Annotated in this window: 15 protein-coding genes; 7 read left to right on the forward strand and 8 right to left on the reverse strand. The window is 61.2% G+C overall.

The genetic code is table 11. From position 1 onward, the window contains the following. Positions 1-31 precede the first annotated feature (31 nt). Positions 32-478 carry an SRPBCC family protein gene (locus tag EA797_RS06795; RefSeq protein ID WP_122164359.1) on the reverse strand — a complete coding sequence of 149 codons (447 nt, stop codon included), beginning with the start codon at positions 476-478 and terminating at the stop codon, positions 32-34. 118 nt (positions 479-596) lie between these two features. Beyond that, positions 597-1,223, reverse strand: coding sequence for a TetR/AcrR family transcriptional regulator (locus tag EA797_RS06800; RefSeq protein ID WP_244214066.1), 627 nt, complete (start codon positions 1,221-1,223; stop codon positions 597-599). Between the two features lie 75 nt (positions 1,224-1,298). Here EA797_RS06800 and EA797_RS06805 point away from each other — a divergent pair, with 75 nt between their 5' ends. Continuing rightward, positions 1,299-2,402 (forward strand): DUF2855 family protein, encoded by a 1,104-nt coding sequence (locus EA797_RS06805; RefSeq protein ID WP_122164360.1) that lies wholly within the window; start codon positions 1,299-1,301, stop codon positions 2,400-2,402. Positions 2,403-2,518: 116 nt separating this feature from the next. Here the strand turns inward: EA797_RS06805 and EA797_RS06810 are convergent, their stop codons facing one another. Further along, on the reverse strand, positions 2,519-3,295 hold the full coding sequence (locus EA797_RS06810; protein ID WP_244214067.1) for a hypothetical protein: 777 nt from the start codon (positions 3,293-3,295) through the stop codon (positions 2,519-2,521). 239 nt (positions 3,296-3,534) lie between these two features. Next, positions 3,535-3,927 (reverse strand): winged helix-turn-helix transcriptional regulator, encoded by a 393-nt coding sequence (locus EA797_RS06815; RefSeq protein ID WP_122164361.1) that lies wholly within the window; start codon positions 3,925-3,927, stop codon positions 3,535-3,537. A gap of 87 nt (positions 3,928-4,014) precedes the next feature. Here EA797_RS06815 and EA797_RS06820 point away from each other — a divergent pair, with 87 nt between their 5' ends. The 3 genes from EA797_RS06820 to EA797_RS06830 all read left to right on the forward strand — a co-directional run bounded on the left by EA797_RS06820 (position 4,015) and on the right by EA797_RS06830 (position 6,175). After that, a complete protein-coding gene (locus tag EA797_RS06820; RefSeq protein ID WP_122164362.1) occupies positions 4,015-5,076 on the forward strand; it encodes an SDR family oxidoreductase in 1,062 nt (353 codons plus the stop codon). 79 nt (positions 5,077-5,155) lie between these two features. Beyond that, entirely contained in the window at positions 5,156-5,644 is a 489-nt protein-coding gene (locus EA797_RS06825; protein WP_122164363.1) for an RNA methyltransferase, read from the forward strand. A 183-nt stretch (positions 5,645-5,827) separates the two neighbouring features. After that, positions 5,828-6,175 (forward strand): cupin domain-containing protein, encoded by a 348-nt coding sequence (locus EA797_RS06830; RefSeq protein WP_122164364.1) that lies wholly within the window; start codon positions 5,828-5,830, stop codon positions 6,173-6,175. Between the two features lie 56 nt (positions 6,176-6,231). Here EA797_RS06830 and EA797_RS06835 read toward each other — a convergent pair whose 3' ends face one another. From EA797_RS06835 to EA797_RS06840, 4 genes are all read right to left on the reverse strand, one after another. Beyond that, positions 6,232-6,834 carry a DJ-1/PfpI family protein gene (locus tag EA797_RS06835; RefSeq protein ID WP_122164725.1) on the reverse strand — a complete coding sequence of 201 codons (603 nt, stop codon included), beginning with the start codon at positions 6,832-6,834 and terminating at the stop codon, positions 6,232-6,234. A gap of 223 nt (positions 6,835-7,057) precedes the next feature. Next, positions 7,058-7,201, reverse strand: coding sequence for a hypothetical protein (locus tag EA797_RS21775; RefSeq protein ID WP_167468754.1), 144 nt, complete (start codon positions 7,199-7,201; stop codon positions 7,058-7,060). 122 nt (positions 7,202-7,323) lie between these two features. Further along, positions 7,324-7,476, reverse strand: coding sequence for a hypothetical protein (locus EA797_RS21780; protein ID WP_167468774.1), 153 nt, complete (start codon positions 7,474-7,476; stop codon positions 7,324-7,326). Positions 7,477-7,616: 140 nt separating this feature from the next. Then, the gene (locus EA797_RS06840) at positions 7,617-8,462 is read right to left on the reverse strand and encodes a CAP domain-containing protein (RefSeq protein ID WP_122164365.1); all 846 of its coding nucleotides are present in this window, start codon (positions 8,460-8,462) and stop codon (positions 7,617-7,619) included. 158 nt (positions 8,463-8,620) lie between these two features. Between EA797_RS06840 and EA797_RS06845 the strand changes: the two genes are divergently transcribed. From EA797_RS06845 to EA797_RS06855, 3 genes are all read left to right on the forward strand, one after another. Further along, positions 8,621-9,322, forward strand: a complete 702-nt coding sequence (locus EA797_RS06845) for a response regulator transcription factor (protein WP_122164366.1) — start codon at positions 8,621-8,623, stop codon at positions 9,320-9,322. Next, positions 9,322-10,653 carry a sensor histidine kinase gene (locus EA797_RS06850; RefSeq protein WP_122164367.1) on the forward strand — a complete coding sequence of 444 codons (1,332 nt, stop codon included), beginning with the start codon at positions 9,322-9,324 and terminating at the stop codon, positions 10,651-10,653. Before EA797_RS06845 ends, EA797_RS06850 begins: the two co-directional genes overlap by 1 nt. 138 nt (positions 10,654-10,791) lie before the next feature. After that, positions 10,792-12,765 (forward strand): ligand-gated channel protein, encoded by a 1,974-nt coding sequence (locus EA797_RS06855; protein ID WP_122164368.1) that lies wholly within the window; start codon positions 10,792-10,794, stop codon positions 12,763-12,765. Positions 12,766-12,899: the final 134 nt, after the last annotated feature.

Consider the following 12,899-nt stretch of genomic DNA (forward strand, 5'->3'; position numbering starts at 1 on the left):
AGCCCGCCATCATCCTCATGCATGCCGGCAATCATTCATCCGGAATCTCTGGCTCGACCAGCTTGGCCAGCTGCGACAGTGATTCCTGCCAGCCCAGGTAGCAGGCTTCAGCTGGAATCGGATCCGGGACGCCCTCCTGGACGATGTTCAGCTCGGTGCCGCAAGAAACCGGCGTTAAGGTCACTGTCACCTGCATGCTACCCGGCAGGGACGGATCGTCGAAGGTGTCTTCATAGCGGATTCGCTGGTTTTCCAACAGCTCGAGGTACTGGCCTGCGAAGCTGTGGCTGGTGCCCGTGGTGAAATTGGTAAAGGACATCCTGTAGCGGCCACCAACACGGGCATCGAGCTCATGCACCTTGCCGGTGAAGCCGTTCGGCGGCATCCATTTGGCCTTGGCGTCAGCATCCAGAAAGGCCCGGTAGAGGCGATCCGGCGTGGTTTTCAAGACGCGGTGAAGGCGGATAGTGCTAGGCATTGCTGTTCTCCTCTGGTTCGCTTTGTCTTGATAGTCGAACAAAAGAGAAGAATTTCGACGTCAGACAGCAATTTTGCGATCGCTCATGCGTTCTGGTGATCGCTAGCCGTGCGAGGGGTCAGGCTGTATCGCCCGCGAGTGCGCGCAGGCACAGCTGCTCCATGCAGCCGGCCCAGGCGTGCATACGATCCGCTTCGAGCTGCACCAGCATGGCGTAGCGGCGGCCACCCCAGACCGAAAGATGTAATGCTTCAAGGGTGTCAGCAGAGGGCCGCGCCGGCATATCGGTCGCCACGTCGATGACTCGCTGCCAGGCTCCCAGCAGGTCCTCATAGACCCGGCGCTGGTGCTTGGGCTCGGCCACCAGCATCTCCAGCTCGAGCATGTCCGGATGAAACCATGGCAGCTGCGGCTCGACCCCGGCCAGCGCGCGCACCAGTCGGCGAATGCGCTCGGGCCAGGCAAGCGCGGTTGGCGCTACCGCTTGCGCGTCGATGGCGCGCAGCAGCTGCTCGACGCAATAACGCACGTAGCCCGAGTGCAGCGCGTGTTTGTTGGGGAAGTAATCGTACAGGGTGCCGATGGCCACCCCCGCTTCCAGGGCAACCGCGCGGGTCGTCATTCGAGACCAGCCGTCACGCTGCCAAATCCGAACATAGCTATCGAAAATCGCCTGAACGGTGGCCTTGGCACGCTGCTGAGTGGGCCGTTTGAGCGGCTTGGCGCTTGGCAATCGTGTGCTCATGAAATCCGAACCCGGCAGTGAGACGAAAGGGCTACAGTCGAAGACGTCCATTTTTACGAAACCAAGGTGCCATCGATGAGCGTCATCCGCCAGTTGCAGAACAACAAGAAAGACATGCAGCAGACCCGCATTCATACCCTGGAGATGCCGGAGCTGAAGTCCGGCGAAGCCCTGCTGCGTATCAGCCGACTGGCACTGACCACGAACAACGTTACCTACGCCGCATTCGGTGAAACCCCTCATCTGCGCTACTGGGACTTCTTCTCTACCGGCGATGCCGAGTGGTTCCACATGCCCGCCTGGGGGTTTGCCGAGGTAATGGACAGCACCGTCGACGGCCTGGCGAAGGGCGAACGCTTCTATGGCTTCTGGCCGATCGCCAGCCATCTGGTCATGCAACCGGTGCGAGTCTCCGAGCGCGGTTTCTACGACGGTGCCGAGCATCGACTCGAACTCACCTCGGCTTACAACCAGTACCAGCGCATCAGCAGCGACGACGCCTACCGCGCCGAGAGCGAGAACTACCAGATGTTGTTGCGCCCGCTATTCATCACCTCCTTCATGCTGGCCGACTTCCTTGATGACAACGCCTTTTTTGGAGCGCGTCAGGTAGTGATCTCCAGCGCCTCCAGCAAGACGGCATACGGCACTGCGTTCTGTCTGGAGGGCAATCCCGCCGTGCAGGTCATCGGCCTGACATCGGCCGGCAATACTGACTTCGTGCAGCGTCTCGGCTGCTACCGCCAAGCGTTGGCCTACGACCAGCTCGCTTCGCTGGACCCGAGCGTGCCCACGCTCTACGTGGACTTCTCCGGTAGCGCCAGCCTTCGCCAGCAGATTCACGGGCACTTCAAGGACGCACTGGTGTACGACTGCTACGCCGGGTCTGCCCAAAGCCATGAATACAGCAAACGTGACCAGACGTTGGCAGGTCCGCAGCCGCAGCCCTATTTCGCGCCCTATCAGATCAAGAAGCGCAACGCTGACTGGGGCCCGGCCGAGGTGACACGCCGCTTCAACGAGGCACAGCTGGCCTTCATCAACCGGGTAAGCGATGAGCAGCAGCCGTGGATGCAGGTGAACGAGCACGACGGCATTGAAGCGGCCAAGGCACTGGCTGAATCCTTGATAAAAGGCGATATCAATCCACTGGAGGGCCACGCCGTGATCCTCGATTGATCACGAAACGCTTCTGCGCATGTAGCCTCTGCCGAATGCAGCTGAGGTTGGCTGGCGAAGGCCGAACAGCCCGCCAGTCAGGGCGCGCCTGTTGCTCAGGCGCGAGATGACAAGATTTACAGACGGTTGTCGTGCAAGCCAGCGTAGAGGCGGGTCATTTCGTTGAGCTGACGGAACATCGATTCGGCATTTACTGCCACGATGGTGGGCACGAACTGCTTGGAGGTGAACGCTTTGCTCGCGAACTTCCAGCGGGCATCAGTCTTGCGCAAGGCTTCGGCGATTTCCGCATTGGGCGCATCGGCTGCCTGCAGCTCGTTCATGATCACGCCGAACTCTTCAACCGACGCTGCAAACTCCTTTTCAAGATCCGGGTCCTGCACGCCCCAGGCGCGGGCCATGTAAAACATTGCGGTGCGCTGGGTCAGCACACGGTTCCAGCCACTGCGGTTGATCGAATGCGAAGCGGCGTCGCCGTTGTGCTGCTCGAACAGATCCGTGACCTGCTGAGTCTGCCGGACCAGTTCTTCTGCCTTCGCCAGTACGACCGGAGCCTGTGACTTGTCGGGCGTACCGGCCGCCAGGGCGCGGTAATCGGCCCAGGTGCGCTCCACTTCCTTCAACGCGACACGGATGGCGTCGTTGGGCGCAGCCGCTTTTAGCTGGGCGTGATGATCTTCGAACAGCGCCAGGCTCGCGTTACGTTGTTCGGTGGCTTCGTCCACTTTCACGCCCGCGCCGATCATCAGGTAGTCCTTGGCCACGATCTGCCCCAGGCTGCGCTGCAGGCCCGCCATGTTCATGATTTCCAGGGGCGCCATATCCGCCCAGCACGTCGCACTCAGCAGGCTGCAACCCAACAGCAGCGCGCGCAGAGATTTCTTGATCAACACGGTAAATCCTTTCTGGTCTGAAGATGAGCGCAGGCCGCTTGTGCGGTCAGCGCCTGAGCCCCGCCACGAATAATCGCGTTGATGCGCCGCTCAGCTCGCCATTGAATTCGCCCTACCTTTCTCGAACCTTGCAGGAGTCGAAAGCGGCGGCGTCGGGTGTAGAAAGTGTGAAGCGATACACCATAAAACAGCGTGCGGGGGCGCTCGTAGATGGCCGAGCGCCTGCCGTAACGTTTCAGCTACTCGGATTGGCCCCGCCTGCGTGACGTGCTTCGTGGCTGCAGCTGGTCCAGCGCGGGGGCGTTCTGCCGGGCCCACTCGTAAATCATCTCGATTGGCTGAACCATGAGTTTGCCAAGCGGCGACAGTGCGTAGCTGACCGCTGGGGGAACCGAGTCCAGTGTGTGCCGCTCGATCAGGCCGCTCGCTTCCAGCTCTCGCAGCGTTTGCACCAGCATCTTCTTGGAGATTCCCGGGAGGCTGCGATGCAGCGCCCCGCTCCGCGCTATGCCGTCATGGCGCGCGTGCAGCGTATGCAAAATCATGCTCGTCCACTTGGTCGAGAAGATCTCGAGCACGCGCCTTGGCGCGCAGTCTTCGCGCCATTGTTCTTCGTCAGATCCGGGTTGCATGGGGGATGGTTACCATTTGGTGCCGACTTGGATCGGCATTTTCGAGTGGGTAAGGTGCAGGTCTGTTTCGCTTTTTGGGGTCTGAGTATGACAAATCAAGCACTGGTGGTCGGGTCGAGCGGCATTGTAGGCAGTGCGGTGTCTCGCCTGCTGGCCGATGAAGGTTGGGCGGTCGCCGGGCTGGCCCGTCGACCGAATCAGGAATCGGGTGTCACGCCGATCAGCGCGGACCTGCTGGACCCGAAGGCCCTAGCCTCGGCGCTGGCTGAGGTTTCGCCCACGCATATCTTTCTGACCACCTGGGCTCGGCAAGCCAGCGAGGCGGAGAACATCCGCGTCAATGCGCAGATGGTTCGCAACGTGCTCGAAGCCGTCCGAGCATCCGGCTCGGTTCGCCATGTCGCGCTGGTTACCGGCCTCAAGCATTACCTCGGCCCGTTCGAAGCCTACGGTAAGGGCTCACTACCGCAGACGCCGTTTCGTGAGGAACAGGGGCGGCTCGACGTCGAGAATTTCTATTACGCCCAGGAAGACGAGGTGTTTGCAGCAGCCGACCGGGACGGCTTCACCTGGAGTGTGCACCGGCCGCACACCATTACCGGCATGGCGGTGGGCAACGCGATGAACATGGCGACCACGCTGGCCGTCTACGCCTCGATCTGCCGTTTCACCGGCCGTCCATTCCGTTTCCCGGGTTCGGAGGTGCAATGGAACAGCCTGACCGACATGACCGATGCAGGTCAGCTGGCTCGGCATCTGCGCTGGGCCTCGACCACACCGGCAGCAGCGAATCAGGCCTTCAATATCGTCAATGGCGACGTGTTCCGCTGGAAGTGGATGTGGTCACGCATCGCCCAATGGTTTGGCATCGAAGCAGCACCGTTCGACGGTCAACCGGCTCCGCTGGAACGGCAGATGGCAAACGATGCGGAAGTCTGGGCAGAGCTGTCGAGACAGTCCGGGCTGGCCGAAGCGGACATCGGCAAACTCATTTCGCCGTGGCACACCGATGCCGATCTGGGGCGCCCCATCGAGGTGGTGACGGACATGTCGAAGAGCCGCACGCTCGGTTTCACGGATTACCAGGCCAGTGACGAAGCCTTCTTCGAGGTTTTCGAGAAGCTGCGCGCCAACAAACTGATCCCCTGATCGCGGCCCGGCGCCTCGGCGCCGACCGACACCCGGGCTGTCCCGTATACTCGCGTGTTTTCCGCGCGAGTCTTGCCCCGTGAGCAACAAACGATACGCCTGCATCGGCCTGAGCAACCCGAAATCGCCCTCCAACGTAGGCGCGATCATGCGTGCCGCTGGCTGCTACGGCGCGGCATCGGTGTTTTACACCGGGACTCGCTATGACCGCGCCAGGGATTTCGTCACCGACACCAAGAAAGTCCATCAGGACATTCCGCTGATCAATATCGATGACCTGCGCAAGATTCTGCCACTCGGTTGCGTACCTGTTGCGGTGGAGTTGGTCGAGGGTGCGCGCGCCCTTCCCGAGTACACGCACCCAGATCGCGCGTTGTACATCTTCGGTGCCGAAGATGGGTCACTGAGCAAGGAGATCCGTGACTGGTGCGAAGACGTCGTGTACATCCCCACGAACGGCTGCATGAATCTCGCGGCGACGGTCAACGTAGTGCTGTACGACCGCCTGGCGAAGGGCAACAACACCCGCTCCGGCCCCGGTTTTGGCGCAGCACGCAAACCTTGCTGAGGCGTTGATCGTTCCGCGGTTCATTGCTGAGGCCGCCCTGTCGCGCACGAAGGCAGGCGGTCAGTGAAGCGGCATCCGCACCCGGTTTACAGCGCAGATGAGCATCAAGGTGTCGACCCCAGACAATTGGCCAAGGTAGCCCCCTTGTAACGTGAGCGGCCCATACCCTCACCCGGAGCACTCATGGCCAACGCACCTATCACCGTACTTCGTGACACTCAGCCAATGCCCGTCGTCGACGCCTGCAAGTGGGAGCGCATAGAAGGCGACCCGCATACCGTGAACCTGAACGCCTATACCTCCGATGATGGCAGCAAGATCATGGGCACCTGGATTTGCACACCCGGGAAATGGCGTGTTGAGTACGTCAAATGGGAGTACTGCCATTTCCAGGAAGGCTATTGCATCATCACCCCAGACGGCATGCAGCCCATCCACCTCAGGGCTGGCGACATCTTCGTGGTAGAGCCGGGCATGACCGGCACCTGGGAAGTCGTCGAAACCGTGCGTAAGTACTTCGTGTTCGCCTGATCGCCCTGCTGTCGAGAATTCCCACGCGCGGCGTGGGAATCTCTGCGTCTCAGGCACTACGGCAGATAGGGTTCGATGTTGCCCATCGCGCGCTCGACGTACGCGCCCTTCTCCCCAACCGGCGCAACATAGTGCAACGCCTCGGCCGCAGCTTTTCGACCAGCCAGGCGGGCAATGGTCCAGGCTGCCAGGTAAATGGAGGCGAGACAGCCGCCCGCTGTCGCCAGATTGCCCCTCGCGAAGAACGGCTGCTCCAGCACCTCGATCCCAGCCTCTTGCACCCACGGCTTAGTGGTGAGGTCGGTACATCCGGGGACTCCGTTCAGCAGGCCGGAATTTGCCAGTAACAAGGTGCCGGAACATTGCGCACCGATCAGCTGCCGTGTCGAATCGAGTTGCGCCAGCATTTGCATCAGCGCGGCATCCTCTGCGATCTCGCGGGTCTTGATGCCGCTGCCGACCAGCACGGCGTCACAGTTATGTATCCCATCCAATGGCACATGTCGATGCAGCTGGACGCCATTCATCGAGGTGACCATCTCGCAGGGAGAGGCCAGTGAAACCCGCCATTCCGGTTGCTTGATGCGATTGAGGATGCCCAAGGCGATGAGCGAATCCAGCTCGTTGAAACCGTCGAACGTCAAAATGGCGATGTGCATGCAGGGCTCGGTGCGAGGCAGCGGCTGATTAGATGGCGTCATTCTCAGCGGCGGTTCCTGCAAGAGACAGGCACAGCTGTTGAACGCGTGACCAGTACAGGCTATTCGGTGGGTCGCACAAGTCGCCCGCTGCCATTCGGAGCATTGGGCTGCGGCGATTGCTACTCAATCGGTTACCTCGCCAGGCAAGATGATGCTGCGCCGAAGCCCGCGCCGCGCAGGATCAGGCCTGTTTCATCATGAGCAGCACGAACCCAGCTACGATTCCCGCCAGCGCAATCACCCAGCCAATCCGGTGTGCACGATTCTTTTCAGCCTGACGCACGGGGTCCACGGACTTCTTCTTTTTCACAATCCACTGCCTCATTGATGAGCCTGGGTGCCGGAACGATCATTACCGCCGGGCACAGCGCGCGTCTTTTTAGGGCTTGAGGCGATTATTGTCCAGCGGGCCGCGTGCACTCGTCACACCCACGGCGCTCGCGGGCACTAACCGAGCGGGCTCTCGCCTGGGTTCGGTTCGTTCTTCACGTCGCCGCGCTCATCCGGATCGGTGCCCTCTGCCGAGTCCGGCACGTCGCCGTACTCACCGTGGTCAGGTGGGGTCACGCCATCCTTGAGCGGATCTTTTGGGTCAATCATGTCTGCGATCTCCTTCGAGTGATGGGGGAGTTTCCAGCCGTTGGCTATCGAATCACTGCTCGACGCCTGCAATTTCGAGCACGCGCCAGCAGCATTCGTTCGGACGATCGGCAGCCCTGTTGGATTGACGACACCTAGGCTCACTGCCCGCCAAACATCCCGACCCAGTAGATGCCGGCATCACTGCGCGGATCGACGGCGTAGGCGGCACCCATCTCGCTGAACTGTGGATTCATCAGGTTAGCGCAGTGGCCTGGGCTGGCGAGCCAGCCATCGACAACCAGACTGGGCCGGTCCAGTGCTGCAGCAATGTTCTGCCCCACAGGCGAACCGGTATAGCCGGCGAGTTCTGCGCGGTCTCCCGGCGTGCGGCCATCCGCGTCGAGGTGGCTGAAGAAATTGCCGTTGGCCATCGCGCGACCGTGGATTTCAGCGAGACTGGCAAGGGCCGTGTTCCAGCTCAGCGGCGGAGCCGCCGCAAAAGGCTTGCCGCCGCATTGGCGAGCGGAAGCACGAACTCGGTTGATTTCTGCAAGCAATCCCTGTCCCTCACTCTGGCTGTCTTTCAGATGCCCGCCCAGCAAGGGTCGCGCGACGACGATGCGCCAATCACGCCCCTCGCGACTGACGCCAATCTCGGAATATTGAGGATCGAGCACCACGCGGCAAAAACTCGTCTTCAGCGCCTGCATCGCCGCTTGAGGGTCGCGAGGGCCGGACAGGCTGACCGCCTGCACGTTGACCATCGGGTAACCGGCACGGGCAAGCGCGCCTTGCAGATCGCCGGCGCCTGTCGCGGGCAGGACCAGCCGAGCATCTGGCTGCAATGGCGTGAGTTCTTCACTGGCGCGGTCATCGCAGCGCTGCACCTGGCTGCGGTAGGCATTGATCGACTCGATCAACTGCGTTTGCTCTCCGGCAGCCAAGACGACACCACTGCCGCACAGCAGAGCCAGTGAAAGGGCGAGAAATGACAGCTGACGCATGGAGGCTCCAGTAAGCAGGTTCGGCGATCTGGTGAAGATGCACCGCCAATGGCACACAAGTCGAGTGTCGCGCGGCACCTTGCGGTAAGAGTGCTGAGCCTCTTGCCGACGCATCACCCTCGCAATCTATAATCGTTCTTATTTGCACTGGACCCCGCATGCCTGCTGCAGCAACGCGACAGATCCTCGCCATCGAAGACGATCCGATTCTTCGCACCCATCTGAAGAACTCACTGGAGAGCCATGGTTTTCAGGTCACGCTCGCAGATAACGGCGTAACTGGACTGGCACTCGCGCGTGAGTCGGCGTACGACCTGATTCTGCTGGACGTGATGCTGCCCGAACTCAGCGGCATGGACGTGCTCACCTGCCTGCGGGCACACAGCCGTACGCCGGTGCTGATGATGTCGGCACTGGGCAACGAAGCGCATCGCATTCAGGGGTTCGACAGCGGCGCCGATGACTACCTGCCCAAGCCATTCAGCATCGCGGAATTACAGGTGCGCATTGCCGCCATTCTGCGCCGCGTGGCCTACGAACGCAGCGCCCCTGCTGCGGCGGACAACGAGTCGATGCGCTTCGACGATCAGCGCTGCGACCTGCGTTTCGAGGGGCGCTGGGTCGGGCTGACGGCCACCGAATTCCGGCTGATGAAGGTGCTTCACGAGGCCGCTGGCGAAGTGCTGAGCAAACCCTTCCTCTATCAGCAGGCATTGCGACGTGGCTACTCACAACATGACCGCAGCCTGGACATGCACATCAGCAATATCCGCCGGAAGCTCGCCCGCGAGCAGATCCTGCCGTTGCGCCTGGAATCGGTATGGGGCAAGGGCTACGTGCTGGAGGTGCAGACCAATTGATGCCCAACCGACATTCACTGTTCTGGCGTCTCGTGGTGCTGGTCGCCGGCTTCTGCCTCTCGATGATCTGGGCCAGCGGATACGTGGGACGTCAGATCGACCGTACCAGCTCCTACCTCTCCGATGAGGCGCTAAATACCCTGTCCGGCTATGCCGACCAGGCACGCACAGCTCTGCAGATCGGGCCACAGGCGTTGGCACAATGGCTGGCGGATATGCGGGCGCGAGAGTCGAGCTGGCTGGTCGTCGTGGATGATCAGTTGCAGCCGCTGGGCGGCCAGAAGCTGAGCGACGAGGAGCGGCAGATGCTCACCTTCGTTCGGCACTACGATTGGCCGATGAGCCGCCGCTACGAGGGGCTGCCGCTGGTCTCGATACCGCTGGAGGGCACCGGCGCGCAGCTGATGATGCGGTTGCCGGAGCGCTTCCGGCCTTGGCGCAATCATGCACTGCTGACCGCTGGCGGGGTGTATCTGCCGCTGATCCTGCTGTCGATGCTGTTCTGCTGGTTGCTCTACCGCCTTCTGGTTTCTCCGCTGGACCGTTTGCGCCAACAGGCCAATGCACTACAAAGCAACCGACTCGATTCCCTGTTGCCGCCCTCGATTGCGCGGCGCAGCGATGAACTCGGTGAGCTTGGCCGATCGCTGGAATACCTCACGCGGCGCCTGCGCGACTCCATTACCCAGCAACAGCAGTTGCTGCGCGATCTTTCCCACGAACTTCGCACGCCGCTCAGCCGATTGCGTGTGGCCTGCGAAAGCGACCTGAACGCGGATGAAATGCGCCGCCGCACAGATCGGGAAATCACCAGCATGCAGCAGTTGGTGGACAGCACCCTGGAGTTCGCCTGGCTGGACTCAGAACAGCCTCGTTTCGAGTGCGAACCGGTGGAAGTGGCAGCGCTTTGGGACCTGCTCTGCGAAAACGCCTGTTTCGAAGCGGGCTGGCCGCGCGAGCGTATCCAGGCAAGAGTGCCCGATGACTGCCGGGTGCTCGGCAACCTCAACGCTCTGGCTCAGGCAATGGAAAACATTCTGCGAAATGCCATTCGCTACTCCCCCGCCGGGGCGTCCATCTGTCTGTGGGCCGAGCGCGACGGCGAATCCTGGCGATTGCGAATCGAAGACCAGGGGCCCGGCGTACCCGAGGATCAGCTGCCGGTGATCTTCCGACCTTTCGCCCGGCTCAGCGCCGCGCGACCTGGCGGCGACGGCTTCGGACTGGGCTTGGCAATCGCGCGCGGCATGGTGCTGATGCAAGGCGGCAGCATCTGGGCTGAAAACAGCGAACCAGGCCTGCGGATGACGATTCAGCTGCGAAGTGTATAGATTGTAAATGCGCTTTACTCTCAAATGAGAATGCTTAGCATTACGCTCGGTTTGGCGACTCAAGTCGTTAAGCACACGCATAGGGCCGCGCTCTCGTGGCTGCAGCTGACCTCAGTTTTCTCACGGAGATGGCAGTACATGGTGACCTTCAATCGACATCGGCTGGCTTGCGCTATTGCAGTTACAACGTGGATAAGCGCACCGGTCAACGCCCAGGAGCAGGTCGAGCTAGGGAATGTCGTCGTAACTGCATCGGGTTTCGAGCAACAGGTAAAGCAGGCGCCCGCCTCCATCTCCGTCGTTACTCGGGAGGCGCTGGCAAAGAAATCCTACCGTGACGTCACAGATGCGCTTCGCGACATTCCCGGCGTCGTTGTCACTGGCGGCGCCAGCTCCAGCGATATCAGCATTCGCGGCATGGCGTCCAAGTACACCCTGATCCTAATCGACGGCAAACGCATGGAGTCGCGCGCAACGCGCCCCAACAGTGATGGGCCAGGCATCGAGCAGGGCTGGACGCCGCCGCTTGAAGCCATCGAGCGGATCGAGGTGGTGCGTGGCCCGATGTCGTCGCTTTACGGATCGGATGCCATGGGCGGTGTGATCAATATCATCACACGCAAGGTCGCCGACACCTGGCACGGCGGCCTGCGGACGGAAAAGACCTTCCAGGACCGCTCCGACTCCGGCGACTACCACACCCTCAACGGGCACCTGTCCGGCCCTCTGGTCGACGGCCTGCTGGGGCTCCAGGTATACGGACAGACGTCGCGGCGCGACGAAGATGACATTCCTCGCGGTTTCAACGAGCAGAAGACCGATAGCGGAACGGCCAAATTGTCCTTCACGCCGAACGAGGCCAACGACCTCGTGCTGGAGGTGGGAAGGACCGAGCAGGAACGCAACGCCAGCGTAGGCAGATCTGGTACAAGCAACAGCGACTCACTATCGGATTATGACCGTACTCATTACTCCATCAGCCACACAGGCCGCTGGGAGTCGGGCCAGTCGGAGAGCTATGTGCAGCAGGAGCGCATCGAGAACCCTGGCCGCGAGATGGAGCTGGAGAACAGCGTATTCAATACCCAGACTTCCCTGTTTCTAGGTGACCACGTCGCCACGCTCGGCGGCCAATACAAGTACGAGGACCTTTCGGACAAGGGTAATCAGCTGGCCGGTGCCGAAGACCTGACCCGGCTGACACGCTGGTCCTGGGCACTGTTTGCCGAGGACGAATGGAGCCTGACCGACAGTTTCGCGCTGACCACCGGGCTGCGAATGGATCGTGACGAGAACTACGGCACCCATTGGTCCCCCCGCGTCTATGGCGTATGGCAAGCGGCAGAGCAATGGACGATCAAAGGCGGTGTATCCAGCGGCTACCGTTCGCCAGACATTCGCTCGGCGGTAGATAACTGGGGACAGATCACGGGTGGGGGCCGGGGCGACCCGGCGGTGATCGTAGGCAATTCGGCGCTCAAGCCAGAAGAGAGCCTGAGCCAGGAAATCGGCGTGCTATGGGACAGCCTGAACGGCCTGTCGGCTGGCGTGACACTGTTCAACACCGACTTCAAGGACAAGATCACCGAGCTTCGCCGCTGCTCGGATACCACCGGCAACGCGTCCGGCCAGTGCATTGCCAACGGCGAGGCGTACCGCTTCATCAGTGACCGAGTGAACGTCGACGAGGCTCGCATGCGCGGCGTCGAGGCAACCTTCGACTGGGCGATCACAGAGAGTGTCTCCCTGGGTGCCAACTACACCTACACCGAATCGGAACAGCGCAGCGGCGAGTTCCGCGGCGAGCCTCTCAACCAGATGCCCAAGCACATGTTCAACACCACGCTGGACTGGCAAACCAGCGACCGCCTCGGCACCTGGGCGAGACTCAATTACCGCAGCGAAACATCCGAATATCTGTCACGCACAAGCATGGCCAAGAGCACCCCTTCGTACACGCTGGTCGACCTGGGCGGTACCTACGACGTCACCCACAACGTCAAGCTGCTCGCTGGCGTTTACAACATTTTCAATGAGCAGATTGAATACACCAGTCATGAAACCGTCCTTGATGGACGTCGGTACACGGTCGGGATGAACGTCTCATTCTGAGGCGAGATGAGAAAGACATCTCTGCCAGGCAGTGCGCCCTGCTGGGTCCCAGTAGACTTGCGTTAACGATATGTCCCTTAGGGCATAGCGTGTGGGCTTAGGCCCAGCGCGTTCATCAAATCAACAATGCCCGG

Source organism: Stutzerimonas zhaodongensis (genome assembly GCF_003696365.1).
Classification (GTDB): domain Bacteria; phylum Pseudomonadota; class Gammaproteobacteria; order Pseudomonadales; family Pseudomonadaceae; genus Stutzerimonas; species Stutzerimonas zhaodongensis.

Coding starts and splice junctions, on each gene's coding strand:
- EA797_RS06795 (WP_122164359.1), bottom strand. CDS start 478: ATGCCTAGCACTATCCGCCTTCACCGCGTCTTGAAAACCACGCCGGAT.
- EA797_RS06800 (WP_244214066.1), bottom strand. CDS start 1,223: ATGAGCACACGATTGCCAAGCGCCAAGCCGCTCAAACGGCCCACTCAG.
- EA797_RS06805 (WP_122164360.1), top strand. CDS start 1,299: ATGAGCGTCATCCGCCAGTTGCAGAACAACAAGAAAGACATGCAGCAG.
- EA797_RS06815 (WP_122164361.1), bottom strand. CDS start 3,927: ATGCAACCCGGATCTGACGAAGAACAATGGCGCGAAGACTGCGCGCCA.
- EA797_RS06820 (WP_122164362.1), top strand. CDS start 4,015: ATGACAAATCAAGCACTGGTGGTCGGGTCGAGCGGCATTGTAGGCAGT.
- EA797_RS06830 (WP_122164364.1), top strand. CDS start 5,828: ATGGCCAACGCACCTATCACCGTACTTCGTGACACTCAGCCAATGCCC.
- EA797_RS06835 (WP_122164725.1), bottom strand. CDS start 6,834: ATGCACATCGCCATTTTGACGTTCGACGGTTTCAACGAGCTGGATTCG.
- EA797_RS21775 (WP_167468754.1), bottom strand. CDS start 7,201: ATGAGGCAGTGGATTGTGAAAAAGAAGAAGTCCGTGGACCCCGTGCGT.
- EA797_RS21780 (WP_167468774.1), bottom strand. CDS start 7,476: ATGATTGACCCAAAAGATCCGCTCAAGGATGGCGTGACCCCACCTGAC.
- EA797_RS06840 (WP_122164365.1), bottom strand. CDS start 8,462: ATGCGTCAGCTGTCATTTCTCGCCCTTTCACTGGCTCTGCTGTGCGGC.
- EA797_RS06845 (WP_122164366.1), top strand. CDS start 8,621: ATGCCTGCTGCAGCAACGCGACAGATCCTCGCCATCGAAGACGATCCG.
- EA797_RS06850 (WP_122164367.1), top strand. CDS start 9,322: ATGCCCAACCGACATTCACTGTTCTGGCGTCTCGTGGTGCTGGTCGCC.
- EA797_RS06855 (WP_122164368.1), top strand. CDS start 10,792: ATGGTGACCTTCAATCGACATCGGCTGGCTTGCGCTATTGCAGTTACA.